The sequence below is a fragment of the Phycicoccus avicenniae genome (assembly GCF_018139485.1).
GTDB lineage: Bacteria > Actinomycetota > Actinomycetes > Actinomycetales > Dermatophilaceae > Phycicoccus > Phycicoccus avicenniae.
In genome coordinates this window covers 78,316-104,670 of the sequence record NZ_JAGSNF010000012.1, presented here as the reverse complement: position 1 = coordinate 104,670, position 26,355 = coordinate 78,316, and the positions used below count along the sequence as shown (strand labels likewise).

Annotated in this window: 25 protein-coding genes; 15 read left to right on the top strand and 10 right to left on the bottom strand. The window is 74.2% G+C overall.

Annotated elements, in window-relative coordinates; genetic code table 11:
- Positions 1 to 23: 23 nt before the first annotated feature.
- Together KC207_RS09425 and KC207_RS09420 are read right to left on the bottom strand one after the other, a co-directional pair.
- On the bottom strand, positions 24 to 662 hold the full coding sequence (locus tag KC207_RS09425) for a TetR/AcrR family transcriptional regulator (RefSeq protein WP_211602762.1): 639 nt from the start codon (positions 660 to 662) through the stop codon (positions 24 to 26).
- 187 nt (positions 663 to 849) lie between these two features.
- Complete coding sequence (locus KC207_RS09420; protein WP_249138667.1) at positions 850 to 2,538, bottom strand: DUF885 domain-containing protein; 1,689 nt, start codon at positions 2,536 to 2,538, stop codon at positions 850 to 852.
- An 85-nt stretch (positions 2,539 to 2,623) separates the two neighbouring features.
- On the opposite strand from KC207_RS09420, the gene KC207_RS09415 reads away from it, so the two are divergent.
- The 3 genes from KC207_RS09415 (at position 2,624) to KC207_RS09405 (ending at position 6,283) form a co-directional block, all read left to right on the top strand.
- The gene (locus KC207_RS09415) at positions 2,624 to 3,280 is read left to right on the top strand and encodes an MOSC domain-containing protein (RefSeq protein ID WP_211602760.1); all 657 of its coding nucleotides are present in this window, start codon (positions 2,624 to 2,626) and stop codon (positions 3,278 to 3,280) included.
- A 73-nt stretch (positions 3,281 to 3,353) separates the two neighbouring features.
- Positions 3,354 to 4,925, top strand: a complete 1,572-nt coding sequence (locus KC207_RS09410) for a hypothetical protein (RefSeq protein ID WP_211602759.1) — start codon at positions 3,354 to 3,356, stop codon at positions 4,923 to 4,925.
- Complete coding sequence (locus KC207_RS09405) at positions 4,922 to 6,283, top strand: type III PLP-dependent enzyme domain-containing protein (protein WP_211602758.1); 1,362 nt, start codon at positions 4,922 to 4,924, stop codon at positions 6,281 to 6,283. Before KC207_RS09410 ends, KC207_RS09405 begins: the two co-directional genes overlap by 4 nt.
- Positions 6,284 to 6,315: 32 nt before the next feature.
- Here KC207_RS09405 and KC207_RS09400 read toward each other — a convergent pair whose 3' ends face one another.
- Both KC207_RS09400 and KC207_RS09395 read right to left on the bottom strand, forming a co-directional pair.
- Positions 6,316 to 6,519 (bottom strand): acyl-CoA carboxylase epsilon subunit, encoded by a 204-nt coding sequence (locus KC207_RS09400; RefSeq protein WP_211602757.1) that lies wholly within the window; start codon positions 6,517 to 6,519, stop codon positions 6,316 to 6,318.
- A gap of 37 nt (positions 6,520 to 6,556) precedes the next feature.
- A complete protein-coding gene (locus KC207_RS09395; protein WP_211602756.1) occupies positions 6,557 to 8,185 on the bottom strand; it encodes an acyl-CoA carboxylase subunit beta in 1,629 nt (542 codons plus the stop codon).
- A gap of 24 nt (positions 8,186 to 8,209) precedes the next feature.
- Between KC207_RS09395 and KC207_RS09390 the strand changes: the two genes are divergently transcribed.
- Genes KC207_RS09390 through KC207_RS09375 form a run of 4 tightly spaced genes read left to right on the top strand, consistent with a single transcriptional unit; the run spans position 8,210 to position 11,773 of the window.
- Positions 8,210 to 8,974, top strand: coding sequence for a biotin--[acetyl-CoA-carboxylase] ligase (locus tag KC207_RS09390; RefSeq protein ID WP_211602755.1), 765 nt, complete (start codon positions 8,210 to 8,212; stop codon positions 8,972 to 8,974).
- A gap of 17 nt (positions 8,975 to 8,991) precedes the next feature.
- Complete coding sequence (locus KC207_RS09385; RefSeq protein WP_211602754.1) at positions 8,992 to 10,086, top strand: adenylate/guanylate cyclase domain-containing protein; 1,095 nt, start codon at positions 8,992 to 8,994, stop codon at positions 10,084 to 10,086.
- A 13-nt stretch (positions 10,087 to 10,099) separates the two neighbouring features.
- Positions 10,100 to 10,780, top strand: a complete 681-nt coding sequence (locus tag KC207_RS09380) for a response regulator transcription factor (protein ID WP_211602753.1) — start codon at positions 10,100 to 10,102, stop codon at positions 10,778 to 10,780.
- Positions 10,781 to 10,783: 3 nt separating this feature from the next.
- Positions 10,784 to 11,773 carry a sensor histidine kinase gene (locus KC207_RS09375; RefSeq protein WP_249138666.1) on the top strand — a complete coding sequence of 330 codons (990 nt, stop codon included), beginning with the start codon at positions 10,784 to 10,786 and terminating at the stop codon, positions 11,771 to 11,773.
- A gap of 40 nt (positions 11,774 to 11,813) precedes the next feature.
- On the opposite strand, the gene KC207_RS09370 is transcribed toward KC207_RS09375, so the two are convergent.
- Complete coding sequence (locus tag KC207_RS09370) at positions 11,814 to 12,290, bottom strand: GtrA family protein (protein ID WP_249138665.1); 477 nt, start codon at positions 12,288 to 12,290, stop codon at positions 11,814 to 11,816.
- A 39-nt stretch (positions 12,291 to 12,329) separates the two neighbouring features.
- Between KC207_RS09370 and KC207_RS09365 the strand changes: the two genes are divergently transcribed.
- Both KC207_RS09365 and purE read left to right on the top strand, forming a co-directional pair.
- A complete protein-coding gene (locus tag KC207_RS09365) occupies positions 12,330 to 13,541 on the top strand; it encodes a 5-(carboxyamino)imidazole ribonucleotide synthase (protein WP_211602752.1) in 1,212 nt (403 codons plus the stop codon).
- A complete protein-coding gene (gene purE / locus KC207_RS09360) occupies positions 13,538 to 14,059 on the top strand; it encodes a 5-(carboxyamino)imidazole ribonucleotide mutase (protein WP_211602751.1) in 522 nt (173 codons plus the stop codon). Before KC207_RS09365 ends, purE begins: the two co-directional genes overlap by 4 nt.
- A gap of 20 nt (positions 14,060 to 14,079) precedes the next feature.
- Here purE and KC207_RS09355 read toward each other — a convergent pair whose 3' ends face one another.
- Both KC207_RS09355 and KC207_RS09350 read right to left on the bottom strand, forming a co-directional pair.
- Complete coding sequence (locus tag KC207_RS09355; protein WP_211602750.1) at positions 14,080 to 14,535, bottom strand: CoA-binding protein; 456 nt, start codon at positions 14,533 to 14,535, stop codon at positions 14,080 to 14,082.
- An 85-nt stretch (positions 14,536 to 14,620) separates the two neighbouring features.
- A complete protein-coding gene (locus KC207_RS09350) occupies positions 14,621 to 15,790 on the bottom strand; it encodes a nucleotide sugar dehydrogenase (RefSeq protein WP_211602749.1) in 1,170 nt (389 codons plus the stop codon).
- A 63-nt stretch (positions 15,791 to 15,853) separates the two neighbouring features.
- Here KC207_RS09350 and KC207_RS09345 point away from each other — a divergent pair, with 63 nt between their 5' ends.
- From KC207_RS09345 to KC207_RS09335, 3 genes are all read left to right on the top strand, one after another.
- Entirely contained in the window at positions 15,854 to 17,182 is a 1,329-nt protein-coding gene (locus tag KC207_RS09345; protein WP_211602748.1) for an MFS transporter, read from the top strand.
- A gap of 64 nt (positions 17,183 to 17,246) precedes the next feature.
- Positions 17,247 to 18,308 (top strand): LLM class F420-dependent oxidoreductase, encoded by a 1,062-nt coding sequence (locus tag KC207_RS09340; RefSeq protein WP_211602747.1) that lies wholly within the window; start codon positions 17,247 to 17,249, stop codon positions 18,306 to 18,308.
- Between the two features lie 34 nt (positions 18,309 to 18,342).
- Positions 18,343 to 18,864 (top strand): putative immunity protein, encoded by a 522-nt coding sequence (locus tag KC207_RS09335; protein WP_211602746.1) that lies wholly within the window; start codon positions 18,343 to 18,345, stop codon positions 18,862 to 18,864.
- Positions 18,865 to 18,954: 90 nt separating this feature from the next.
- Here the strand turns inward: KC207_RS09335 and KC207_RS09330 are convergent, their stop codons facing one another.
- Positions 18,955 to 19,437, bottom strand: a complete 483-nt coding sequence (locus KC207_RS09330) for a hypothetical protein (protein WP_211602745.1) — start codon at positions 19,435 to 19,437, stop codon at positions 18,955 to 18,957.
- Between the two features lie 134 nt (positions 19,438 to 19,571).
- On the opposite strand from KC207_RS09330, the gene KC207_RS09325 reads away from it, so the two are divergent.
- A complete protein-coding gene (locus tag KC207_RS09325) occupies positions 19,572 to 20,738 on the top strand; it encodes an acyl-CoA dehydrogenase family protein (RefSeq protein ID WP_211602744.1) in 1,167 nt (388 codons plus the stop codon).
- Positions 20,739 to 20,792: 54 nt separating this feature from the next.
- Here the strand turns inward: KC207_RS09325 and KC207_RS09320 are convergent, their stop codons facing one another.
- Both KC207_RS09320 and KC207_RS09315 read right to left on the bottom strand, forming a co-directional pair.
- Positions 20,793 to 22,307, bottom strand: coding sequence for an LCP family protein (locus KC207_RS09320; RefSeq protein WP_211602743.1), 1,515 nt, complete (start codon positions 22,305 to 22,307; stop codon positions 20,793 to 20,795).
- 87 nt (positions 22,308 to 22,394) lie between these two features.
- Entirely contained in the window at positions 22,395 to 23,651 is a 1,257-nt protein-coding gene (locus KC207_RS09315; RefSeq protein WP_211602742.1) for an LCP family protein, read from the bottom strand.
- Positions 23,652 to 23,771: 120 nt separating this feature from the next.
- Between KC207_RS09315 and KC207_RS09310 the strand changes: the two genes are divergently transcribed.
- Both KC207_RS09310 and KC207_RS09305 read left to right on the top strand, forming a co-directional pair.
- Entirely contained in the window at positions 23,772 to 25,313 is a 1,542-nt protein-coding gene (locus tag KC207_RS09310; protein ID WP_211602741.1) for an LCP family protein, read from the top strand.
- A gap of 5 nt (positions 25,314 to 25,318) precedes the next feature.
- Positions 25,319 to 26,323, top strand: coding sequence for a glycosyltransferase family 2 protein (locus KC207_RS09305; protein ID WP_249138664.1), 1,005 nt, complete (start codon positions 25,319 to 25,321; stop codon positions 26,321 to 26,323).
- Positions 26,324 to 26,355 lie beyond the last annotated feature (32 nt).

Genomic DNA, 26,355 nt, shown 5'->3' with positions numbered 1-26,355 from the left:
GGCGGCCACGCTAGACGGCCCGCTCAGGCGCCGGGGGCGGACCCGAGGTCGCCGGTGAGGTAGTGCTGGAGCACCGGTCCGACGACGGTCGCCAGCTCCTCGGCGGAGGTCTCGGTCATCCCGGGGAGCTCGACGACGTACCGGGCGAACACGTAGCCGGTCAGCTGGGTGCCGATGAGCGCGGCGCGCAGGTCGGGTCGGTCGCCGCTGAGCATCCGCGCCAGTGGGGTGACGAGGCGGTCCGTGAGCAGTCCGCGGACGAGGGTCGCGGCGTCGTCCTCGGAGGCCGCCGCCCGCAGCATGCCGGTCATCGTCTGCCGCGCCGAGGGGGTCTCGAGGGTCTCGATGACGAGGCGGGCGAGCCGGTGCCCCACCCGGCCGGGCCCCTCTGACAGCAGGCCGTCGACGACGGCGGACGGCTCGAGTGGGAACTCGACGACGGAGACGAAGAGGTTCTGCTTCGTGCCGAAGTAATGGGTCACGAGGCGCGTGTCGACGTCCGCCTCGCGGGCGATCCCTCGCAGGGTCGTGTGCGGGTAGCCCAGCTCCGCGAACTGTCGCGCCGCCGCAGCGGCGATCGTCTCGCGTGTGTTGCTTCCCGCCGGGCGACGCCCTCGTGCTCGCGGCACCTGTCCTCCTCCGTAGACCGGCAGGGTGGTCACGACGTGCGGCCGATTATGCCGCGCGGCGAGAGCACCGTGAAGGCCGTCGTTAACCTTGAACGAGGTGTTTATGTCACACAGGAAGACAAAAGGTCCAGTTATTCTGCGCCGGCAGAAATGACAGGCCCGTACGGGTACGGGTATCTCCGAGGGCCGTCACCTGCGGGGACCCGCGGGCGGGTCCGGGTCATCCCGCGAGGACGGCCTCCCGCAGCACGTCGAGGCCGAGCGACCCGAGGTCGAGGGAGCGCCGGTGGAAGTCCTTGAGCGAGAACGAGTCGCCCTCGCGCGCCCGCACCTCGTCGCGCATCTGCAGCCAGAGCCGCTCGCCGATCTTGTAGCTGGGCGCCTGGCCCGGCCAGCCGAGGTACCGGTCCAGCTCGAAGCGCAGCATCCCCTCGGACTCGTTCGAGTGGGCAGTGAGGAAGGCCCAGGCCTTGTCGTAGGTCCAGGCCCCGCCGCCGACCTCCGCCGGCGCCTCGAAGCCGCAGTGGACGCCGATGTCGATGACGACGCGCGCCGCCCGCAGCGACTGGGCGTCGAGCATCCCGAGGTAGGTGCCCGGGTCGTCGAGGTACCCCAGGTCGGCCATGAGCCGCTCGGCGTAGAGCGCCCAGCCCTCGCCGTGCCCGCTGACCCAGCACATCATCCGGCGCCAGCGGTTGAGCAGCTCGCTGCGCACGACGGTCTGGGCGACCTGGAGGTGGTGACCCGGCACGCCCTCGTGGTACACGGTCGTCAGCTCGCTCCACGTGCGGAACTCGGTGACGCCCTTCGGCACCGACCACCACATCCGGCCCGGCCGCGAGAAGTCCTCGCTCGGACCCGTGTAGTAGATGCCCCCGGTCTGGGTCGGCGCGATGCGGCACTCGATGGTGCGCACCGCGTCCGGGACGTCGAAGTGCACCCCCGCCAGGTCGGCGATCACGGCGTCGGCGCGACCCTGCATCCACTCCCGCAGCGCCTCGGTCCCGTGCAGCCGGTAGGAGGGGTCGGCGTCGAGGTGGGCGATGGCGTCGGCGACCGAGCCGCCCGGCACGATGCGGTCGGCCGTCGCGGTCATGTCGGCCGTGATCCGCGCGAGCTCCTCCTGGCCCCAGGCGTACGTCTCCTCGAGGTCGACGGTGGCGCCGAGGTACAGCCGCGAGGCGAGGGCGTAGCGCTCGCGCCCGGCGGCGTCGGACTCCGGCGCCCGGTCGAGGAGGGTCGCCGCGAGGCGTCGACCGGTGTCGGCGTAGGCGTCCGCGGCCTCCCGGACGGCGGTCTCGAGGTCGGACCGGACCGCCGGCGACAGGGGCTCGCCGTCGGCGGAGGCGCCGGCGAGCAGCCCGGCGAAGTAGCCGTCCGCCGCCGTGAGGTCCTCGCACTGCTGCACGCAGGCGGTCACCTGGCGCCGCGGCGTGACCAGGCCGCGGTCCGCGGACTCGGCGAGGGTCCGGCAGTACTGGTCCAGGGCCCGCGGAACCTGCCGCAGCCGGGTGGCGATCGTCGCCCAGTCCTCCTGGGTGGACGTCGGCATGAGGTCGACGACGTCCCGGCAGGACTGCAGTGGGGAGGCGATGACGTTGAGCTCCATCCGGTCGTAGCCGGCCTCGTGGGTCTCGAGCACGAGCCCGAGGCGCTCGCGCATCGCGGCGACGGTGACCCGGTCGACGGCGTCCACGGGCTCGACGGCGTCGAGCCGGGCGAGCGTCGTGCGCGCGAGGTCGGCGTGGTGGGCGTAGCCCTCCGGGGACAGGTCGTCGAGCTCGGTGTCGTGGCCCGGGACCCCGAGGTAGGTGGCCTCGACGGGGCTCGCGGCGACGACGGCGTCGAAGTGGTCCTCCGCGACGGCGTCGACGGCGGTGGGACGGCGGGAGGGGGTGGGTTCGCTCACGCGCCGGAACCTACCGGAGGCGCTCTCCGGCGGTCGTGCGGATATCCGAGCGCACGGCGGCCCGCGGCGGCGTAGCGTGCCGGGCATGCAGGCACGGGTGCGGTCGGTCAACGTCGGGTCGGCCCGGGAGGGCATCGGGTCCAAGGGACGCACGACCGCCATCGACAAGCGACCCGCCGCCCGGGTCGAGGTGCGCGACCCCGGCCCGAAGAAGGGCGGCCTCGGCAGCGGCGTCGTCGGTGACGAGGTCGTCGCCCGCCGGCACCACGGCGGGTCGCGCCAGGCGGTCTACGCCGTGGCCCGCGAGGAGCTCGACCACTGGGGCCGCGAGATCGGACGGGACCTGCCGGACGGCACCTTCGGCGAGAACCTCACGACCGAGGGGCTCGACGTCGACGGCGCGATCGTCGGCGAGCGGTGGCGGGTCGGCGACGTCGTGCTCGAGGTGACCGGCCCGCGGGTCCCGTGCGCGAACTTCGCTGCGTGGATGGGCGAGCGGGCCTGGGTGCGGCGCTTCGTCGAGCGCGGACGCCCGGGCGCGTACCTCGCCGTCGTCGAGCCCGGGGCCGTCACGCCGGGGACGCCGGTCGAGGTGCTCGGACGGCCGGACCACGGCATCACCGTCCCCACGGTGCTGCGGGCCTGGTTCGGCGACCGCGACGAGGCGGGGCGGGTCCTGGCCGCCCGGGTCCTCGGCGAGGCCGAGCACCGCGAGCTGGAGCAGCGAGTCGTCCGAGCCTGAGAGCGAGGATGCGGGCGGCGCCGGGCCCCGACGCTACGGTGTCGGTCATGCTGTCCTCCACCGAGCGGAGCCGATGATGCTCGACGCGCACGACTGGTCGATGACCACGGAGCAGATCCTCTCCTCGTGCGGTGACTCCCGGCACACCGTCGGCCCCGACGGCACGAACCGCTACGGCAACCGGTACGCCCCCGAGCCGGGACTGCTGTCCTTCGGCTCGTGCACCTCCTCGACGATCTCCGACGTCGCCTTCGAGGCGGCCGACCGGCTGCACGGCTGGGTCCGGGCGCTGGACCCCGAGGCGGTGGAGCAGTCGGTCGACGACCTCTACGAGCGTGTGCGCACCGAGCTCGTGGCGAACATCGCGATGACCAGCGCGTCCGCGCTCGACGTCGTCGTCTGCCCGTCGGGCACCGACGCCGAGCTCGTCCCCCTCCTCGTGGCGCTCGCCGAGGGCCGACGGGTCACCACGGTCCTCGTCGGGGCCTCCGAGGCGGGGTCCGGCACGGCCCACGCGGCCCGGGGCCACCACTTCGACGCGGTCACCCCGTCGGGACGGGGGGTCGAGCCCGGGACGCCGGTCGACGGCGACGTCGCCGATCGGGTCGGCCTGGAGCGGGTGACGATCCGGGACGGCGCCGGCGTCCCCCGCGAGGAGAAGGAGATCGACGACGAGGTCCGCGCGATCGTCGGGGCCGCGGCGGCCCGCGGCGAGCACGTCCTGCTCCACATCATCGCCCACAGCAAGACGGGGGTGCACGCGCCGTCCCTCGAGCTCGTCGACGCCCTCGTGCACGCCCACCCGGGTCAGGTCGACGTCGTCATCGACGCCGCCCAGGGCCGCTTCAGCCGCCAGGGGCTGCTCCGGTCGCTGCAGCGCGGCTACATGGTCATGGTCACCGGGTCGAAGTTCTTCGGGGGCCCCCCGTTCGCCGGGGCGGTCCTCGTCCCGCACGAGCGCGCCGGCGGCCGGGCCGTGCCGGCCGAGGTCCCCGAGCCGTTCGGCGACTACCTCGTGCGGGCGATGCTGCCCCGCACGTGGACCGGGGCCCGGGCCTCGGTCGCCCCGGGACTGGCGCTCGGCGTGCTCATGCGCTGGTGGGCCGCCCTCGCCGAGATCCGCGACTACTACAGCGTCCCGGCGACCCTGCGCCTCGAGGTGCTGCGCACCTTCCAGTCCGTCGTCCCCGAGATCGTCGCGGGCACCCGGCACCTCGACCTCTCGACCGTCCCGCCGCCCAACCGGTGCCGCGACGCGACCCGGCTCCTGGAGTCGAACACGACGGTCTTCCCGTTCACCTGCCGCACCGACGACGGGCACCTGCTCGGGATGGAGCCGCTGCGGGCGCTCGCCCGGGCCGTGCGCTACGGCTCGGTCGACGACGAGCGCCTGCGCCCGGACCTCGCTGCGCTGCGCTGCGAGCTCGGCCAGCCCGTCGAGCTCGCCGGCGGTGGCGAGAGCTTCGCCGTGCTGCGCGTCGCCCTCGGCGGCCGCGACATCATCCGCGCGTGCGTCACGCCGTCCCTGGGCTCGACGTTCGCCGAGCGCCGGGAACACCTGGCCCGGGACGTGGCGCTGACCCTCGAGAAGGTGGACGCCCTCGTCGCCCTCGCCCACACCGACGCCCTGGAGGGAGCCCGATGACGACGACGAGCACGAGGACGAGCAGCTGGCTCGAGCGCCCCTCGGGGGAGAGCATCCGACGGGTCGCCGAGGCCGCGCTCGCCGAGGGTCTCGTCGGCGAGGACGACGGGGCCGTGGTGCTCCACGACCTCGACCTGCTCGACACCCGTCTCCAGGAGCTCACCGGGGCCTTCCCCGCGCACGCCGTCCACACGGTCGCCGTCAAGGCCAACCCGGTCGTCGAGATCCTCCGGGCCTGCGTCGACCAGGGCGCCGGGCTCGAGGCCGCGTCGTGGGAGGAGGTCGCGCTCGCGTTCGCCGCGGGCTGCGCCGCGGACCGCATCGTCTACGACTCCCCGGCCAAGACCCGGACCGAGATCCGATGGGCGCTCGAGGCCGGCATCCACGTCAACGCCGACAGCCTCGACGAGCTCGACCGGATCATCGAGATCCACGCGACCCTCGCGACCTCCTCCGCGACCGTGGGCCTGCGGGTCAACCCGGCCGTCGGCAGCGGCTCGATCCCCGCGACGAGCGTCGCCTCACCGTCCTCCCGCTTCGGCGAGCGCGTCGGGGACCGGCTCGCCGACGCCCTCGCCGAGCGGGCCGCGGGCCGGCCCTGGCTCCGGGGACTGCACTCGCACGTCGGGTCCCAGGGCATGCCGGTCGAGACCCTCGTCGCCGCCGCCGGGGTCGTCGCCGGGTTCCGCGACGCGGTCCACGCCCGCCTCGGGCACGAGCAGCTCGACATCGTCGACCTCGGCGGGGGTGCGACGACGAACTACACCGGCGAGCGCGCGGTCGACCCGCGGGAGCTGGCCGCCCGCCTCGAGGAGGCCGCGCCGTCGCTCTTCACCGACGACGTCATGCTCGTCACCGAGTTCGGTCGGGCCGTCCAGGCCAACTGCGGGTGGGCCCTGAACCGGGTCGAGTACGTCAACCGCGCCCTCGCCCAGCCGGTCGCCGTGACCCACCTCGGAGCCGACTTCCTCATGCGCACCGCCTACCAGCCGGGGCACTGGCGCCACCGGATCTCCCGTCTCGCGACCGTGGAGCAGGACGCCGCGGGCTCGGCGGTCGACGCCCCCGGGACGCCGCCGTCGGAGTCCTGGATCGTCAGCGGGCCGCTGTGCTTCGCCGGTGACGTCATCTCGCGCGACATCCACCTGCCGGGCCTCGAGGCGGGCGACTGGCTCGTCATCCACGACGTCGGCGCCTACACGATGAGCATGTGGTCGCGGCACTGCAACCGCGGCATGCCCGTGGTCATCGGCTACCGCGACGGCGCCGACGGGCCCCGGCTCGAGGTGCTGCGCGAGGCCGAGAGCGCCGACACCGTCGTCCGGCAGTGGTCCCGGGGGGCCGGCGCGCTCGACTGAGGGCACGCTCGGTCGGCGCGGGCCACGGGGGGTCAGCGGCGGTAGGTCGAGCGCCAGCCGTCCGGGCCGTGCCGCAGGCCGCGGTGCAGCCGGACGTCGTGGGCCGCCCAGCGCGAGCCGCGCGGCTCGGGCGCCTCGTCCCCGGCCCCGCCGGCGGCGGCGAGCACGGCGACGACCGCCGCGACCTCCTCGGCCGTGGCGGGTCCGTGGACCCGGACCTCGTCGTGCGCCGTCATAGCGCCGGGCCCCCTGAGCTCTGAGCCTGCGAAGAGGTCATAGGGGAATGTTCCCGTGCTTCTTCGGCGGCAGCGACTCGCGCTTGGTCCGCAGCGCGCGCAGCGCCTTGCTGACGTTCATCCGGGTGTTCGACGGGGTGATGACGGTGTCGACGTACCCGCGCTCGGCGGCGACGTACGGGTTGGCCAGCGCCTCCTCGTACTGGGCGACGAACGCCGCGCGGGCCTCGTCGACGGACTCGCCCTTCTCCTGCGCCTCGGCGAGCTGCTTGCGGTAGAGGATGTTCACCGCGCCCTGGGCCCCCATGACGGCGATCTGGGCGGTGGGCCACGCGAGGTTGATGTCGGCGCCGAGGTGCTTGGACCCCATGACGTCGTAGGCGCCGCCGTAGGCCTTGCGGGTGATGACGGTGACGAGCGGCACGGTCGCCTCGGCGTAGGCGAAGATGAGCTTCGCGCCGCGGCGGATGATGCCGTCCCACTCCTGGTCGGTGCCGGGGAGGAAGCCGGGGACGTCGACGAAGGTGAGCACGGGGACGTTGAAGGCGTCGCACGTGCGCACGAACCGGGCGGCCTTCTCGGACGCGTCGATGTCGAGGGTCCCGGCGAGCTGCACCGGGTTGTTCGCGACGACGCCGACGGCACGGCCCTCGACCCGGCCGAAGCCGACGACGATGTTCGGCGCGAAGAGGGGCTGGACCTCGAGGAACTCGCCGCCGTCGAGGACGCGGGTGATGACGTCGTGCATGTCGTACGGGACGTTCGGGCTGTCCGGGACGATCGTGTCGAGGAAGCGGTCGTCGTCGGTGACCTCGAGGTCGAGCTCGTCCCCGAAGACCGGCGGGTCCTCCATGTTGTTGCTCGGCAGGTAGGACAGCAGCGCCTTGACGTACTCGACGGCGTCCTCCTCGTCGGTCCCCATGTAGTGGGCGACGCCGGACGTGGTGTTGTGGGTGCGGGCGCCGCCGAGCTCCTCGAACCCGACGTCCTCGCCGGTCACGGTCTTGATGACGTCGGGTCCGGTGATGAACATGTGCGAGGTCTGGTCGACCATGACGGTGAAGTCGGTGACGGCGGGGGAGTAGACCGCCCCGCCGGCGCACGGGCCCATGACGAGGGAGATCTGCGGGACGACCCCCGAGGCGTGGACGTTGCGCCGGAAGATCTCGCCGTAGAGGCCGAGCGAGACGACGCCCTCCTGGATGCGGGCGCCGCCGGAGTCGTTGAGCCCGACGACCGGGCAGCCGACCTTCATCGCGAAGTCCATGACCTTGCAGATCTTCTCGCCGAACACCTCGCCGAGGGAGCCGCCGAAGACCGTGAAGTCCTGGGCGAAGACGGCGACCGTCCGGCCGTCGACCGTGCCGTAGCCGGTGACGACGCCGTCGCCGTAGGGCCGGTTCGCGTCCTGGCCGAAGGCGACGGAGCGGTGCCGCGCGTACTTGTCCATCTCGACGAACGAGCCCTCGTCGAGGAGCATCTCGAGCCGCTCGCGGGCGGTGCGCTTGCCCCGGGCGTGCTGCTTCTCCACGGCTCGCTCGGAGCCGGCGTGCGCGACCTCCGCGACCCGCCGCTTGAGGTCGGCGAGCTTGCCGGCCGTCGTGGAGACGTCGATGTCCTCCGGGACGTCGGTCCCACCGATCGAGTGCAGGTCGCTGGTCGACATGTCGCCGAGCCTAGCCTTGGGCGCATGCAGGACAACCCCCTCGAGCGGCCGCTGGACGCGGCGTCCGTCACACCCGGTGGACCGTGGTCGCCGGTGGAGTACCACGACCGCGTCGGCTCGACGAACGACGTGCTCCGGGCCGACCCCCGACCGGGCCGGGTCGTCGTCGCCGACGTGCAGGAGGCCGGGCGGGGGCGGCTGGCCCGGTCCTGGACGACGACGCCCGGCACGAGCCTCGCGGTGTCCGTCCTCGTCCCGGTCCCGCCGTCGGGGGCGTTGTGGGTCCCGCTCCTCGTCGGGCTCGCGGTGCGCGAGGCGGTCGCCGAGGTCTCCGGGCTCGTCGTCGACCTCAAGTGGCCGAACGACGTCCTCGTGCCCTCGGACGGCGACCGCAAGCTCGCCGGCGTCCTCTGCGAGTGGACCGACGTCGGTGTCGTCGCCGGGCTCGGCCTCAACGTGGGGACCGCCCGCGAGGACCTGCCGCTCGACACCGCGACGTCGCTGCGCGCCGCCGGCCACGACGCCCCGCGGACCGACCTGCTCGAGGCCTACCTGCGCCGGCTCGCCGACCTCCTCGCGGCGGACACCGGCCCGGCGGGACCGACGGCCGACGCCTACCGTGCCGTCTGCTCGACGCTCGGGCGGGACGTCGAGGTCCACCTGCCCGGGGGAACCGTCCGACGGGGGAGGGCGACAGGGGTCGACGCGGAGGGCAGACTGGTCCTGCGCACCGACGGCGGGACGGCCCAGGTCACCGCGGGCGACGTCGTCCACGTGCGTCAGCCCTGAGACGGAAGGTGGCGCCGATGCCCGACGAGCCCGCGACCGGCCCCGGCCTGCCCGCGGACTCCTCTGTCGACGACCTGCCCGAACGGGTCGAGCGCTCCCTCCTCGGCCGGTCGGCGTCGATGCGGCGCACCGAGGTCAGCGAGGGGGCGGGGGTCGACCCCGTCGAGGCGCGGCGGTTCTGGCACGCGATGGGCTTCCAGGTCGTCGAGGACGACGAGGCGATGTTCACCGACGCCGACCGCGAGGCCCTCCAACGGATCACCGCGATGGTCCGCGACGGCGCCGTCTCCGAAGAGCTCGCCCTCGGGATGACCCGGGCCTTCGCCCGGACCGCCGACCGGCTCGCGGTGTGGCAGACCCAGCTCGTCGCGGAGTCGCTCGCCCCACCCTTCTCCGAGGAGCTCGAGGGCAAGGACAGCCGGTCCGTGCCGGCGCCGGGAGTCGCGGCCGACGCCGCCGCCCTGCTGGCCCGGACCATCGACGACGTCGAACCGCTCCTGGTCTACGTGTGGCGACGGCACCTGACGAACGCCATCCAGCGCATGCTCGCCGACGCCGACCCCGCGATCCGGTCCGACCCCTCCGCGCCCGTGCGGGCGGTCGGGTTCGCCGACCTGGTCTCCTTCACCTCGTTCGTGCGCCGGATGAGCGAGCGGCAGCTGGCCCGGCTCGTCCAGCGCTTCGAGCTGCTCGCGAGCGACGTCGTCGCCGAGCACGGCGGGCGGGTCATCAAGACCGTGGGGGACGAGGTCCTCTTCGTCCACACCGAGGCGGCGGCGGCGTCCGCGATCGCCCTCGACCTCGTCGACGCGATGGCCGAGGACGAGCTGCTGCCGCCGGTCCGGGTCGGCCTCGCGCACGGCCGGGTGGTCTCCCGGCTCGGCGACGTCTTCGGGATGACGGTGAACAAGGCGAGCCGGATCACCGCCGTCACGCCCTCCGGCGCCGTGTTCGTCGACGAGGACATGGCGCGGGCGCTCGGCTCGGTCTCCGGCTTCACCGCCATCGAGCGACGCCGTCGGATGCTCCGCGGGATCGGGGTCGTCACCCTCCACGAGCTGCGACGCGCGCCGGGAGGGCGCCGCCCGACCGCCGACGACGGCTCTGCGTGACTACCATCGGCGCATGACCACCGTGCTGCTGGCCGAGGACGACCCGGCGATCTCCGACCCGCTCGCCCGTGCGCTCCGGCGCGAGGGGTACGAGGTCACCGTCTGCACCGACGGCGAGTCCGCCCTCGAGGAGGCGCTGCGCCAGCCCGACCTGGTCGTCCTGGACCTCGGGCTGCCGAAGATGGACGGTCTCGAGGTCTGCCGCCGGCTGCGCCAGGAGGGCAGCACGATCCCGGTCCTCGTGCTCACCGCCCGCGCCGACGAGGTCGACACCGTCGTCGGGCTCGACGCCGGCGCGGACGACTACGTGACGAAGCCGTTCCGCCTCGCCGAGCTCCTGGCCCGCGCCCGGGCGCTGCTGCGCCGCGGGGTCACCGACGCCGGGGAGGCCGAGGAGGACCCGCTGCTCTCGATCGACCCCGAGGGCCGCCGGGTGTTCCTGCGCGGGGACGAGGTGCAGCTCACCGGCAAGGAGTTCGAGCTGCTCCGGGTCCTCGTCGCGAACGAGGGCAAGGTCGTCTCGCGCGAGAAGCTCATGCGCGACGTCTGGGACAGCGCCTGGTACGGGTCGACGAAGACGCTCGACATGCACATCTCGGTGCTGCGCCGCAAGCTCGGCGACGACGCGGCGCACCCGCGCTACATCACGACCATCCGGGGGCTCGGCTTCCGCTTCGACGCCCCGGACGAGTGACCGGTGCGTCGACTCGTCCTGGGGGTCGCCGCCCAGGCCGTCGGGGTCACCGCGGTCCTGCTCGTCGCGACCGTCGTCCTCCTGGCCGTCCAGGGTGACGTCGACCTCGGCCCCGTGCTCACCCGCTGGTGGGTGCCGGTCGGTGTGGTGCTCGTCGCCCTCGGGGTCTCGGTCGCAGCGTCCCTGTGGGCCGCGGAGCGCACGGCCGCCCGGATGACCGGCCTGCTCGGGCTGCTGCGCGAGCGGGCCGAGCGCCTCGCCGCCGGCGACACCCGCCCGGTCCCGCTCGGGTCGGGCGTGCCCGAGCTCGACCGCCTCGACGCGGCGCTCGTCCGCGGCGCCCAGCAGGGGGCCCGGCGGCTCGCCTCCGAGCGGGACTTCGCCGCCGACGCCTCGCACCAGCTGCGCACCCCGCTCACCGCGCTCCTCATGCGCCTCGAGGAGATCTCGATGACCGACGACCTCGACGTCGTCGCCGAGGAGTCGAGCATCGCGATCGCGCAGGTCGAACGGCTGAGCAAGGTCGTCGACGACCTCATGAGCCGCACCCGCAGCGGCGTCGAGGCGAACCCGTCCGTCTCGCTCGACTCGGTGCTCGCCGGGCTCCAGCGGGAGTGGCAGCCGGCCTTCGCCCAGGCCCGGAGGAGCATCCACGTGAGCGGTGAGCGGGGCCTGTCGGTGCGGGCCACGCCGGTCGCCCTCGGGCAGATCCTCACGACGCTCCTCGAGAACTCCCTCGCCTACGGGGCGGGGACGGTCGAGGTCAACGCCCGGCGCGCGGGGCCCTCGGTCGTCATCGAGGTGAGCGACTCCGGGGAGGGCGTGGCGGCCGGCATCGCCCCGCACATCTTCGAGCGGTCGGTGTCCTCGTCCGGGTCCGGGCTCGGCCTCTCGCTCGCCCGCGACCTCGCCGAGGCCGTCGGGGGCCGGCTCGAGCTGGCCCGGGCGGTACCGCCGGTGTTCGCGCTCTTCCTCTCGGTGAGCACGGACTGACCCGCGGAGCGGCGGGCCGAGGCACGGCCGGCGCGGTCCCTCAGAGCGGCTCGCGCTTGAAGACGAACTGGCGGTAGGCCCAGAAGCGGAACAACGTCCCGAGGCCGATGCCGATGACGGTCGCGACGTTGTCGGCGACCCGGGTCTGGAAGCCCAGCCCGTAGTGCGAGAGCGCGAGCGTCGCGGCGGAGATGCCGAGCGCGAGCAGGTTGACCCCGAAGAAGAGGGCGACCTCGTGGTGCACCGGACGGCTGCGGCGGTGCCGGAAGGTCCACTGCCGGTTGCCGATCCACGCGACGAGGGTCGCGGCCGCCCCGGAGATGACCTTCGCGGTCGTCACCTTGTCCTCGAGGACGGTGTGCCACAGGAGGTTGGCGCCGCCGAGGTCGACGACGAACGCGACGGCGCCGACGACGCCGAACTTGATCATCTCGCGGTAGAGCACGTCCATCGCGCCCCGGAGGGCGTCGAGCCCGCGGCCCACGGGGGAGCGGCTGGTCGTGTTCTGGGAGGTCACCCCGGCAGCCTAACGACCGCCGGTCGTTATCCTCCTCGGGTGACCCGTCCCCGCCGTGCCCCCGGAGGCTTCCCCGTCGTCGGCATCGTCGGAGGGGGACAGCTCGCGCGGATGTGCGCCGGCCCCGCCGCCGAGCTCGGTGTCACCCTCAGCGTGCTCGCCGAGGCCGAGGACTCCAGCGCCGCTCTCGTCGTGCCGTCGGCCCCGGTCGGCTCGCACCTCGACGCCGACGCGGTCCGGCGGTTCGCCGCCGACTGCGACGTCGTGACCTTCGACCACGAGCACGTCCCGCAGGAGGTCCTCGCGCTCCTCGTCGCGGACGGGGTCGTGGTCCACCCCTCGCCGGACGCCCTCCGTTTCGCCCAGGACAAGCTCGCGATGCGCGAGCGGCTGTCCGCCCTCGGGGTTCCGTGTCCCCGCTGGACCCGGGCCGACTCGGCGGCCGACGTCGAGGCCTTCGCCGCCGACGTCGGGTGGCCGGTCGTCGCCAAGACCCCGCGCGGCGGGTACGACGGCAAGGGGGTGCGCGTCGTGTCGTCCGCGGACGAGGTCGCCGACTGGCTCGAGCGCGCCGCGGAGGAGGGCACCGGGCTGCTCCTGGAGGAGAAGGTGCCCTTCCGGCGCGAGCTCGCCGTGCTCCTCGCCCGCAGCCCGTCGGGTCAGGCCGCCGCGTGGCCGGTCGTCGAGACCGTCCAGACCGACGGGGTGTGCACCGAGGTGCTCGCGCCGGCGCCGGACCTCGACGACGACCTCGCCGGCGCGGCCGTCGGGGCCGGGCTGCGGGTCGCGGGCGAGCTCGGGGTGACCGGGGTGCTCGCCGTCGAGCTCTTCGAACTCGACCGGAAGTCTCCACGCGGCGTCGAGCTGGAGGGCGATGACGGGCCGTCCTTCGTCGTCAACGAGCTCGCGATGCGTCCGCACAACTCCGGGCACTGGTCGATGGACGGCGCGGTGACCGGCCAGTTCGAGCAGCACCTGCGGGCCGTGCTCGACCTGCCGCTCGGCACGCCGTCGCCCCGGGCGCCCTGGACGGTCATGGGCAACGTCCTCGGCGGCGACCATCCCGAGCTGTACTCCGCGTACCGGCACGTCATGGCGCGCGACCCCGGCGCCAAGGTCCACCTCTACGGCAAGGGGGTGCGCCCCGGCCGCAAGATCGGGCACGTCAACGTCTCCGGCGACGACCTCGCCGACCTGCGCCGCCGGGCCGGGCACGCCGCGGGCTACCTCGAGGGAGCGATCACCGAATGAGCACGTCCACCCCGCCGGTCGTCGGCGTCGTCATGGGCTCCGACAGCGACTGGCCGGTCATGGAGGCCGCCGTCGTCGCGCTCGAGGAGATGGGGGTGACCTGCGAGGTCGACGTCGTGTCGGCGCACCGGATGCCCGAGGAGATGCTCGAGTACGGGCGCTCGGCGGAGGAGCGGGGCCTGCGCGTCCTCGTCGCCGGGGCCGGGGGAGCGGCCCACCTGCCCGGGATGCTGGCGTCGGTGACGTCCCTGCCGGTCGTCGGGGTGCCGGTGCCCCTGAAGCACCTCGACGGGATGGACTCGCTGCTCTCGATCGTCCAGATGCCGGCCGGGGTGCCGGTCGCGACGGTGTCGGTCGGCGGGGCCCGCAACGCCGGGCTGCTCGCGGCGAGGATCCTCGGTGCGGGCGAGGGCGCGGAGGCCGAGCGGCTACGGGCCGCGATGACCGCCTTCCGCGCGACGCTGAGGGACCAGGCCCACGCCAAGGGTGCGGCCCTGCGGGAGCGGCGCGGCGGCTGACCGGCGGGTCCGTCCCCGGGTCAGCGCTGCATGCCGTCCCGACGGATGCGGGGCCACTCGATCTTCGGGCAGGTGTCCATGACGACGTCGAGCCCCGCGGCGCGGGCCCGCTCCGCGGCGTCCTCGTCGACGACGCCGAGCTGCATCCACACCGCGTCGATCTGCAGCCGGTCCTTGTGCTCGACGGCCTCGTCGACGACCGCACCCACCCGGTCGGAGTTCACGAAGCAGTCGACGACCTTGATGTCCTGGTCCGGGATGTCGGCGAGCGAGGCGTAGCCCTGCGCGCCGTGGACCGTCTCGGCCTTCGGGTGGACCGGGATGATCGGGATCCCGAGCTCGACGGTCATCCACCGGGAGACCGACCACGCGGGCCGGCTCTCGTTGGACGACAGGCCCACGACGACCCAGATGCCCGGGTCCATGAGCAGCTCGCGGATCAGTGCCTGGTCGTTCTGGTGGTGCAGTGCGCCCATGGGCCCACTATGCCCGGTCCGGGCGCTGCTCAACCCACCCCTGCGGGTGACCGGTACGCCTTCGTGACCTGCGACGGGACCGCGGTCAGTCACCGCCGAAGAGGTCGCGGGTGTAGACCCGGTCGGCGACGTCCTCGAGCTCGGGGACGAGGCGGTTGGCGATGATGACGTCCGCCCGGGACTTGAGGTCCTCGAGCGAGACGACCTCGGATCCGAAGAAGTGGCTGTCGTGCAGCTCGGGCTCGTGGACGAGGACCTGGACCCCCTTGGCCTTGATCCGCTTCATCACGCCTTGGACGCTGCTGCTGCGGAAGTTGTCCGAGCCTGACTTCATGACGAGCCGGTGCACCCCGACGACCTTCGGCGAGCGGGCGAGGACGTCGAACGCGACGAAGTCCTTGCGCGTCGCGTTGGCGTCGACGATCGCGCCGATGAGGGTCTGCGGGACGTCGGCGTAGTTCGCGAGGAGCTGCTTGGTGTCCTTCGGCAGGCAGTACCCGCCGTAGCCGAAGCTCGGGTTGTTGTAGTGCGACCCGATCCGCGGGTCGAGCCCGACGCCCTCGATGATCTGCCGGGTGTCGAGGCCGTGGGTCGCGGCGTAGGTGTCGAGCTCGTTGAAGAAGGCCACCCGCATCGCGAGGTAGGTGTTGGCGAAGAGCTTGATGGCCTCGGCCTCGGTGCTGTCCGTGAGCAGGACGGGCACGTCGTCGTCGAGGGCGCCCTCGACGAGCAGGCGGGCGAAGGCGGCGCCGCGCTCCCCCCGGTCGCCGACGACGATGCGGGAGGGGTGGAGGTTGTCGTGCAGGGCCCGTCCCTCGCGGAGGAACTCGGGGGAGAAGACGAGCGTGTCGGTGTCGAGCCGTGCGCGCAGGCCGGCGGTGAACCCGACGGGGACGGTCGACTTCACGACGATCGTCGCGTCCGGGGCGATCTGGCGGACGTCCCCGACGACCTGCTCGACGGCGCTGGTGTCGAAGAAGTTCGTCCGCTCGTCGTAGTTCGTCGGGGCGGCGACGACGACGACGTCGGCACCGGTGTACGCCGCGTGCTTGTCGGTCGTCGCGACGAGGGAGAGCTCGCCCGAGGCGAGGAAGCGCTCGATGTCCGGGTCGGCGACGGGGCTGCGGCCCTCGCGGAGGGCGGCCACCCGGGTCTCGTCGATGTCGTAGGCGACGACCTCGTGGTGGCGGGCGAGGAGGACCGCGATCGACAGCCCGACGTACGAGGTGCCGACGACGCAGATCGAGGGTGACATGGGCGACAGCCTACGGAGCGGGAGCCGGGACCCGATGTCGGCCGGGCGCCCTACCGTGGTGCCGTGAGCGACACGACGACCCGGGCGGTCTCCCCTCCCCAGCGCTGGTACCGGCGGCTCGTCGGCGCGGACGCCGAGCGCGGCGTCGCGGCCAACGGCCTGCGCCAGGTCGCCGCGAGCTCGCTGCAGAGCGTCGGCGACCAGGTCGTCAACGCCAAGACCGTGCTGCCGTGGCTCCTCGCGGCCCTGGGCACACCGGCCGCGTTCACCGGTCTCCTCGTGCCCGTCCGTGAGTCCGGGTCGATGCTCCCGCAGGCCGCGCTCACCCCGTGGGTCACCTCCCGCCCGCGCCGGACGACCGTCTGGGTCCTCGGGGCGACGGGCCAGGCCGGCGCGACGGCCGGCCTGGCGGCCACGGCCGCGCTCGCGGAGGGCGCGGTCGCCGGGGTCCTCGTCGTGCTGCTCCTCGCGGTCTTCGCCGTCGCCCGGTCCCTGTGCTCCCTCGCCGGCAAGGACGTGCTCGGCCGGACGGTGCCGAAGGGCGAGCGCGGCCGCATCAACGGCGTCGCGACCGTCGTCGCCGGCGTCGTCGCCCTGACCCTCGGGCTCGGCCTGCGGCTCGTCGGCGACGTCGGCGCGTCCGTCATCGCGGTGCTCCTCGTCGCCGCCGCGCTCGCCTGGACCGGCGCCGCGCTCGTGTACTCCCGGGTCCGCGAGCCGGGGGTGGACGAGGCCGAGGGCGCACGCGAGGAGGGGCCCGGGAACGACGAGCCCCGGGACGACGGGCCCGGCTGGGCGGCGGCCGCCTGGTCGCTGCTACGGGCCGACGCGCCGTTCCGCCGGTTCGTCGTCGTCCGGGCGCTGCTGCTCGTCTCGGCCCTCGCGCCTCCGTTCTTCGTCCAGTCCTCGGCGTCCTCCGGGGACACCCCGCTCTCCGGGCTCGGCGCCTTCGTCGTCGCGAGCGGGCTCGCCTCCGTCCTCGGCGGCCGGGTCTTCGGCGCCGCCGCCGACCGGTCGTCCCGGCTGCTCATGGCGGTCGGGGCGGCGGTCGCCTCGCTCGTCGTCCTCGGGGTGGCCGCGGCGCTCGCGGCCGGCGGTGGCCAGGCACCGGGGTGGCTGCTCGCCGGGGCGTTCTTCGTCGTCTCGCTCGTCCACGTCGGGGTGCGGGTCGGGCGGAAGACGTACGTCGTCGACATGGCCGACGGCGACCGGCGGACCGAGTACGTGGCCGTCGCGAACACGACGATGGGGGTGCTGCTGCTCGGCGTGGGGGCGCTCACGGCCGCCCTCGCGACCCTCGGCGTCACCGTGGCGCTCCTCTTCCTCGGGGGGCTCGGTCTCGTCGGGGCGGTCCTCGGCCGCAGCCTGCCCGAGGTCTCCTCGAGGCGGTGAGCGCGGCGGCCGGCCGGGCGTCGGGCATGATCGGGGACGGAGCCCCTCGACCCCAGGAGAGCGCATGAAGTTCGGACTGTTCGTCCCGCAGGGCTGGCGACACGACCTCGTCGGCATCGACCCCGCGCAGCACTGGGGGGTGATGGCCGGCCTCGCCCGCCGGGCGGACGGCATCGAGGGGTGGAGCTCGATCTGGGTCTACGACCACTTCCACCCGGTGCCGCGACCCACCGAGGAGGGCGTCCACGAGGCCTGGTCCCTCATGGCCGCCTTCGCGGGCGTCACGGGACGGGTGCGGCTCGGCCAGATGTGCACGTGCCTGTCCTACCGCGAGCCGACGTACCTCGCGAAGGTCGCCGCGACCGTCGACGCGATCTCGGAGGGCCGGCTCGAGATGGGCATCGGTGCCGGCTGGTACGAGCACGAGTGGCGGGCCTACGGCTACGGCTTCCCCGGCGCGGGCGAGCGCCTGGGCCGGCTGCGCGAGGGCGTCGACGTCATGCGCCAGATGTGGACGACGGGGTCGGCGACCCTCGACGGCGAGCACTACCAGGTCGACGGGGCGATGTGCTTCCCGCGGCCGCTCCAGGGCACGACCTACCCGGGGTCGCAGGCCAACGGCATCCCGATGTGGGTGGCCGGTGGCGGCGAGCGCAAGACCCTGCGGATCGCCGCCGAGTACGCGGACTACACGAACTTCTCCGGGATGCCGGACGAGTTCACCCACAAGTCCCAGGTCCTCGAGCGGCACTGTGCCGACGTCGGCCGCGACTACGGCCAGATCGTCCGCAGCGCGAACTACAACGTCGTCATCGGGCGGGACGAGAAGGAGGTCGCCGAGCGGCTCGCCTGGATCCGGTCGCACTACGAGTCGGCGGGCCTGCCGCAGGACGTCGTCGACGAGACGGTGTGCTCGTTCGAGGACGGTCCGCTCGTCGGCACCCCGGAGCAGATCGTCGAGACGCTCCGCGACCTGGAGTCGCGCGGGATGACGTACGCCATCACGTACTTCGTCGAGCAGGCCTACGACCTGTCCGGCGTCCAGCTCTTCGAGCGCGAGGTGCTCCCGGAGCTCGGCGACGTCGAGCAGCACGGCCACCTGTGGCACCTGCTGCGGGGCGAGTGACCGGTCCCGGCCGGCGGGACGACGCGAGCCCCCGGTGATCCTCCCGGAGGTGCGGGACCAGAGGCTCGTCACGGTGCGGCGCGGCGGGTCGCTGAGCGAGGACCACCACCACCTCCTCGCGCTGTGGGCGGCGGAGGTCGCCGAGCACGTGCTGCCGCTCTTCGAGCAGGTCCGCCCGGACGACCCGCGGCCTCGCGCGGCGCTGGAGCAGGTCCGGTCGTGGGTACGCGGCGCGGCCGGGATGACGGTGAGCCGCGCGGCGGGCGGGCACGCGATGGGCGCAGCCCGGCCGCTCACCGGCGCTCCCCGGTGGGCCGCGTACGCCGCCGGTCAGGCCGGGGTCGTGGCCCATGTCGCGGAGCACGACCTCGGCGCCGCCGCCTACGCGGTCAAGGCGGCCCGGGCGGCGGCGGGACCGGACGCGGCGGCGCAGGACGCCGCGGGCCGCGCGGAGTGCCGGTGGCAGCGCGGCCGGCTGCCCCACGAGGTCCGCGCCCTCGTCCTGGAGGACCAGGAGCGGCGGAACCCGATCTGCTGGTGGGCCTTCCGCGACTGAGCCCGTGGCCGACCCCGGCGCCGGGCTCGATTGGAGGATCGTCGGGGCGATGGCCCCGACGATGCTCCACCCGAGGGGCCGCGGAGGGGCTCAGTCCTGGAGCGGGACGTCCCCGATCCGCGCGACGTCCCGCGCGCCCTCCTCGCCCTCGACCGACAGCGCGCGCTCCCGGCCGTCGCGCAGGACGAGCGTGACGTACGGCTGCCAGCGGGTCGGTCGCCTGACGTGGTCGACGTCGGACCACGGGATCCTCCGACGGAACGCGCCCGGCGCGACCCCGTCGCGGTCGACGACCTGCGGCCGGCGCCGGAGGACCAGTGCCGGCGGGAGGGAGAGGACGAGGGGCAGGACCTGCGCCAGGAGGAAGCCCGGCCGCAGGGGTGCGTCGGTGAGGACCGCGATGAGCACCTGCGCGCCGAGCAGCGCGGCCATGGCCACGAACAGCCAGCGGTAGAAGCGCCACGGGAACCCCAGGGACGTCTCGAGGCGGTCGGGCCTCTCGCGTCCGTCGGCCCGGTCGGGGCCGTCATGCCCGGCGTCCCGGTCGTGGCCGTCGGTCCTGGCGTCGCTCATCCGATCCCCCTCCGGCGGGCCCCGCGGCCCGCCCGGCCCACCCTAGGCGAGGGCGACGTCGACGGACCCGACCGTCGTCCCGCAGGGCGTGACGGCGTCGACCCGCCGTCGTTACCGGCGAGTAGACTGGCGGGATGAGCGGCAACCCGGACTTCGACACCTACCGGCTCCCCGAGGACCACGAGGCCATCCGCGAGGCGGTGCGCGCGGTCGCGGAGGACAAGATCAAGCCGCACGCGGCCGCGGTGGACGAGGAGTCGCGCTACCCGCAGGAGGCGCACGACGCGCTCGTCGCGAGCGACTTCTTCGCCCCGCACGTCGCCGAGGAGTACGGCGGCGTCGGCGCGGACGCCCTCGCCACGTGCATCGTCATCGAGGAGGTCGCCCGGGTGTGCGCGTCCTCGAGCCTCATCCCGGCGGTCAACAAGCTCGGCTCGATGCCGCTCGTCCTCGCGGCGAGCGAGGACGTCAAGAAGCGCTACCTCGCCCCGCTGGCCGCAGGGGAGACGACGTTCTCCTACGGGCTCTCCGAGCGCGAGGCCGGGTCCGACACGGCCTCGATGCGGTGCAAGGCCGTCCGGGACGGCGACGACTGGGTGCTGTCCGGGCAGAAGTCGTGGATCACGAACGCCGGGGTCAGCGGGTTCTACACCGTCCTGGCCGTCACCGACCCGGACGGCCCGCGGGGGCGCAACATCACCGCGTTCGTCGTCGAGAAGGGCGACGAGGGGTTCTCCTTCGGCGAGAAGGAGCGCAAGCTGGGGATCAAGGGGTCCCCGACCCGTGAGCTGCACTTCGACGCGTGCCGCATCCCCGGTGACCGGGTCGTCGGAGAGGTCGGCGCCGGGCTGCCGCTCGCGCTGCGGACCCTGGACCACACCCGGGTGACCATCGGTGCGCAGGCCGTGGGCATCGCCCAGGGCGCCCTCGACGAGGCCGTCGCCTACGTCAAGGAGCGCAAACAGTTCGGCAAGGCCGTCGCGGAGTTCCAGGGGGTGCAGTTCATGCTCGCCGACATGGCGATGACGCTCGAGGCGGCCCGCCAGCTCGTCTACGTGGCCGCCGCGAAGTCCGAACGGGCCGACGACGACCTGCCGTTCTTCGGTGCCGCCGCCAAGGCGTACGCCTCGGACGTCGCGATGCAGGTGACGACCGACGCCGTCCAGCTCCTCGGCGGGTCCGGCTACACCCGCGACTTCCCCCTCGAGCGGATGATGCGCGACGCCAAGATCACCCAGATCTACGAGGGGACGAACCAGGTCCAACGTCTCGTCATGGCCCGACAGCTGCTCAAGGGCTGAGCGGGCACCGGCGACCAGGGGGGTCGCCCGGTCCCGGGACGACGGGCCCGCTCCTCAGGAGCAGATGTCCTCGTCGGCCGCCCGGGCCTCGATCGTCGGCGACGCGCTGGGTCCCGGGCTCGGGGCCACGGCCGTGGGGGTCGGCAGCGGCTCGTCGCCGACCCGGTTCGGCACCTCGACCGGGGTGGCGGAGCCGGGGCCGAGGGTGACCCGGACGTTCTCACCGAGACCGTCCGCCTCCTCGAGCGTCGCGCCGGGGAAGGCGGCGGCGACGGTGCGCGCGGCCTCCTCCTGCCCGACCGAGTACTCGACGAGGGTCCCGTCCGCGGCGTCGACGGCGTTGCCCGTCGAGGCCACCGTGAAGCCCTGGGCCGCGAGGAAGTCCCCCGTCTGCCCGGCCAGGCCGGGGGCCCCGGTGCCGTTGAGGACCTCGACGGTGACCTCGTCGGGGGAGACGGTGAGGGGCTCCTCGGACGGGGTCGGGCTCGCGGCCGGGTCCGGCTCCTCCCCGATGCGCCGGTCCTCGCGGATCGCCTCCCAGATGACGTCCGCGGACTCCTGCCACTGGACGCGGTTGGTGTCGGCCGGGTAGGGCTCGTTCGGCACGGTGAGGAACTCGACGTTGTCCAGGCCGATGCCGCGGACGCTCTCGGCGAGGTCGCGCATCGTGCCCAGCCCGAACTCGGGGTCGGTCGTCAGGGACCGCGTCGCGGCGTCGAGGAAGCCGTAGAGCCGGGTCGGCTGGAAGAGCAGCTCGCTCGAGGTCGCCTCCTGGGCCACGGAGGACAGGAACGCCTGCTGACGCTCGATGCGCCCGAGGTCGGACCCGTCCCCGAGGGACTTGCGGGTCCGCACGTAGGCGAGGGCCTGCTCGCCCTCCAGGACATGAGTGCCGGCGGCCAGCTGCAGGCCGGAGTCCTGGTCGGTGATCGGCTGCGTCGTGCACACCTCGACCCCGCCGAGCGCGTCGACCATGTCCTGGAAGCCGCGGAAGTCGACGACGGCGAAGTGGTCGACGAACACCCCCGTGTTGCCCTCGAGGGTGCGGATGAGGCAGCCGGTGCCCCCGTCGCGGTAGTTCCAGTTCCACTGCTTGACCGTCCACTCCTCCTGCGGGGCGGTCGGCGAGCAGTCCGGCGGCGCCGGGACCATCGAGTCGCGGGGGATGGACACGACCATCGCCCACTCGCGGTCCGCCGAGAGGTGGACGAGGAGGTTGGTGTCGGAGTGCTGGCCCGGGTCGGCCTCCGGCATCCCGTACTCGTCGTTGCCCTCGCCCTCGCGGGTGTCGGACCCGACGAGGAGGAGGTTGACCGCCTCGGCGGCCTGGGGGGCGCGCGTGGGGCGGTCCGTGCCGAGGGCGCCGGACACGTCGACCCTGTTGATGTTGCCGCTGAGCCGCCAGAAGGCGACGCCGGCCACGAGCCCGAGGACGACGGCGAACGCGAGGACGGCGAGGAGGACCCGGCGGCGCCGGGGGTGGGTCGCGGTGGGGCGGTGGAGGTCCCGGCGTCGGAGGGGGGTGTCGTCCCGGTCCGGGGTGCCGCCCCGGGGGTCCGCGTCGTCCACTGATCACTCCTCGTCCACGCTCGCTCGGCCGGGTCACCGGCCGCCACACCCTAGCGACCGTTCCTGGGCGTGCCCTGGACGTCCCGGTCAGCCGGTGGCGTCGTCCTGCGTCGTCCCCGGGGGCGGGGCGTCGACCGGTGTCCCGTCGCGCAGCATCGTGAAGAGGGACCGCGCCTGCTCCTCGTCCCAGATCACCGAGCTGCCCGCGGCCGTCGTCGCGTTCGCGTCGGCGATCGGGACGACGAGGCTCAGGGTGTCGCCGCCGGACACCCCGCGCAGCGCCTGGAGGAGCCGGGCCGAGTCGACGAGGCCGGTGTCCTCACCGACGACGACGCTCGACGCCCCGGCGTGGGTGAAGCCCCACCACCGCCACGGCGGGAGGACCGTCGACGGCCGGGCCGCCTGCGACATCACCGCGCCGAGGAACTGCCGCTGCCGCTCGGCGCGCCCGATGTCGCCGCGCGGGTCGGAGTACCGGGCCCGTACGTAGCCGAGGGAGGTCCGGCCGTCGAGCGTCTGGCACCCGGCGTCGAGGGTGATGTGGGCCTTGTCGTCGTCGATCGGTGTCTCGACGCAGATCTCGACCCCGCCGAGGCTGTCGACGACGCGGGCGAAGCCTCCGAAGCCGATCTCGGCGTAGCCGTCGATCCGCAGCCCCGTCGACTGCTCCAGCGTCTGCACGAGCAGCTGCGGGCCGCCGATGGCGAAGGCGGCGTTGACCTTGTTCGACCCGTTCCCGGGGATCGGCAGGTAGCTGTCGCGGGGGACCGACAGGAGCACGGCCTTGCCGGCGCCGGACGGGACGTGGACGAGGATGATCGTGTCCGTCCGGCGCCCCTCGGCGCTGCCGGTGCCGAGCTCGCTGCGCTCCTCGTCGGTGAGGCCCTCGCGGCTGTCGGAGCCCACGAGGAGGTAGGTGTGCCCGTCGCCGTCGGCCGGGCGCTCCCCGGCGGGCGCGGTGTCGGCCCGCACGACGGTCGTCCACGCGTGCACGGGGGTGACGAGGACGAAGGCGACCCACGCGAGGAGCAGCAGCAGCACCCAGCGCACCGGTCCGACCCGTCGCCGGCGCCGGCCCCCCCGACCGCCGCGGCCCCCACCGGGTGGCGGGGGCGAGGACCGGACCGGACGGCCCAGCTCGTCGTAGCGGGTGCCGCCGGGCGGTGGCGGGGGAGGCGGGGTGGAGCGGCGGCCCGACGACGGGGGCGGGGGAGGGGGCGGTGCGGCGCTCGCCCGGGAGTCCTTCCGGCCTGCGGCGCGGCGGCGCCGGGTGTCGACCACCTCGACGTCGTCGTCGGAGGCCGCCGGACGGCGCGGGATGGGCCGGGCGTGGTCGTCGGACATCACGCTCCTCTCGTCGGGCCCCAGTGTGCCAAGGACCGCTGCGCGACGTCGTCAACCCGGGCCCACCCCGTCGGCGCGCCTCGTCGCCGCGGCCCTCGTCCGTGCCGATACTCGGTGGTCATGGGAGCTGACCGGGGATCCGCCGTGCTCGAGCGCGCCGACGACACCGTGCACCCGCGCCCCCGGGTCGACCCCCGGCGTGGACGGCGCCGGGTGGTGGCACTGCTCGCGATGACCCTCCTCGTACCCGGCTCCGCCCAGCTCGTCGCGGGCAGCAGGGCCCTCGGCCGGCTCGCGCTGCGGGTCCTGCTCGGGGTGGTCGGCGCCGTCCTGCTCCTGGGGCTGCTCGGCCTCGTGAGCCGGTCCGCGGTGCTGTGGCTCGGCACCCGGGGCTGGTTCCTCCTCCTCGCGCAGGTCCTCCTCTTCGCGCTCGCGCTCGGCTGGGCCGCCCTCTTCGTCGACGCCTGGCGGCTCGGCCGCCCCGACCGCCTGCCCCAGCGGGACCGGCGCGGCGTCGTCCTCGCCCTCGTCGCCTTCCTCCTCGTCCCCGGCCTCGTCGGCTGGGTCGGTCTCACCGTCGGCAACGCACGGGGGGCGATGGCCTCGGTCTTCGGGTCCGGGGAGGCGGCGGACGCCGCGGCCGGGCGCTACAACATCCTCCTGCTCGGGGGTGACAGCGGCGCGGGCCGGACCGGCCTGCGGCCGGACAGCATCCAGCTCGCCAGCGTCGACGCGCAGACCGGGCGGGCCGTGCTCTTCGGGTTCAGCCGCGAGACCGAGCACATCACCTTCCGACCCGGTTCGGTCATGGCCGGCCTCATGCCGCAGGGGTGGACCTGCGGCGACGAGTGCCTCCTCAACGGCCTCTACACCTGGGCGGTCGACCACGCGGACGAGTTCCCGGCCGGCACGCAGGACCCGGGCGTCGTCGCCACCCGGGAGGCGGTCGAGTCGCTGTCCGGGCTCGACATCGCCTACTACGTCATGGTCGACCTCAAGGGCTTCTCCGGCGTCGTCGACGCCGTGGGCGGGCTCGACATCACCGTCCAGCGCCGCACCCCGATCGGCGGCGGCTCCTGGCCGGTCGTCGGGTACGTCGAGCCGGGACGCCAGCACCTCGACGGGTACCACGCGCTCTGGTACGCCCGCAGCCGCGAGGGCTCGACGAACTACGAGCGGATGGCCCGGCAGCGCTGCGTCGTCACCGCCCTGGTCCAGCAGCTCGACCCGCGGACGGTCCTGCTCAACATGGGCGACCTCATGACGGCGACGAAGGGGCTCGTGCGCACCGACGTGCCGCAGGACGCGCTCGCGGAACTGGCGGAGCTGGCGGTCCACACGAAGCAGGAGAAGATCACCTCGGTGAACTTCGTCCCGCCGCTCATCGACCCCTGGGACTACGACCCCGCGGTCGTGCGCAGCACCGTGGCGTCGGCGATCGAGCGCAGCGAGGACCTCCCGACCGCCGAGGAGATCGCCGAGCGCCGGCAGGCGGAGGCCGAGGCGGCGGCGGAGGCGGAGGCCGACGGGGCCGCCGCACCGGTGGCGGAGCCCACGCCGTCGAGCACGCCGAGCCCGTCCCTCCCGGCCGTCATGGAACGCCCCGGCACCGACCCGGACGCGGACACCGGCGACCTCGCGAGCGTCTGCTCCGCCGGCTGAGGCCGATGCCCGACCCCCACCACCCCCCGGCGGACGCGCGAGCGCTCGTCAGCGTCGTCATGCCGATCCTCGACGAGGAGCGCCACCTCGCCGACGCCGTCGCGATGGTGCTCGGCCAGGACTGGGCGGGCCCGCTCGAGGTCGTCCTCGCGCTCGGACCGTCGACGGACCGGACCGACGAGGTCGCGGAGCGGCTCGCCGCCGACGACCCCCGGGTCCGCCTCGTCCGCAACCCCTCGGGCCGCACGCCGGACGCGCTCAACGCGGCCATCGGGGCCGCGCGGGGCTCGGTCGTGGTGCGGGTCGACGGGCACGCCGAGATCCCGGCCGACTACGTCTCGACCGCCGTGGCCGCGCTGGAGGAGACCGGCGCCGACAACGTCGGCGGCACGATGGACGCCCGCGGCACGACGCCGTTCGAGCGGGCCGTCGCCGCCGCGATGCGCAGCCCGCTCGGGGTCGGTGCGTCGCGCTTCCACACCGGCGGGGGTGCGGGGTCGGTCGACACCGTCTACCTCGGGGTGTTCCGACGCTCGGCGCTGGAGCGGGTCGGCGGCTACGACCCCCGGTTCACCCGCACCCAGGACTGGGAGCTGAACCACCGCATCCGTAGCACCGGCGGCACGGTGTGGTTCACCCCCGACCTCGTCGTGACCTACCGCCCCCGGGCGAGCGTGCGGGCGCTGGCGCGGCAGTACCGCGAGTACGGCCGGTGGCGGCGCGTCGTCGCGACGACCCACCGGGGCACGGTCTCGCTCCGCTACCTCGCGGCCCCGGCCATGGTCCTCGGGACGAGCGCCGCGACCGTGCTCGGGCTCGTGTGGTGGCCGGCGCTCGTCGTGCCCGGCGGCTACCTCGCGGCCGTCGTCCTCGGCGGTGTCGCGATCACCCGGGGGGAGGGATGGCGCACCCGGCTGCTCGCCGGCCCGGCGCTCGCGACGATGCACTGGTCCTGGGGCTGGGGGTTCCTCACGTCGCGGCCGGCTCGGCTCCTGGCGGACAGGGGCTGAGGACCGCACCCCGGTACGCTGGCCGGTGCCCG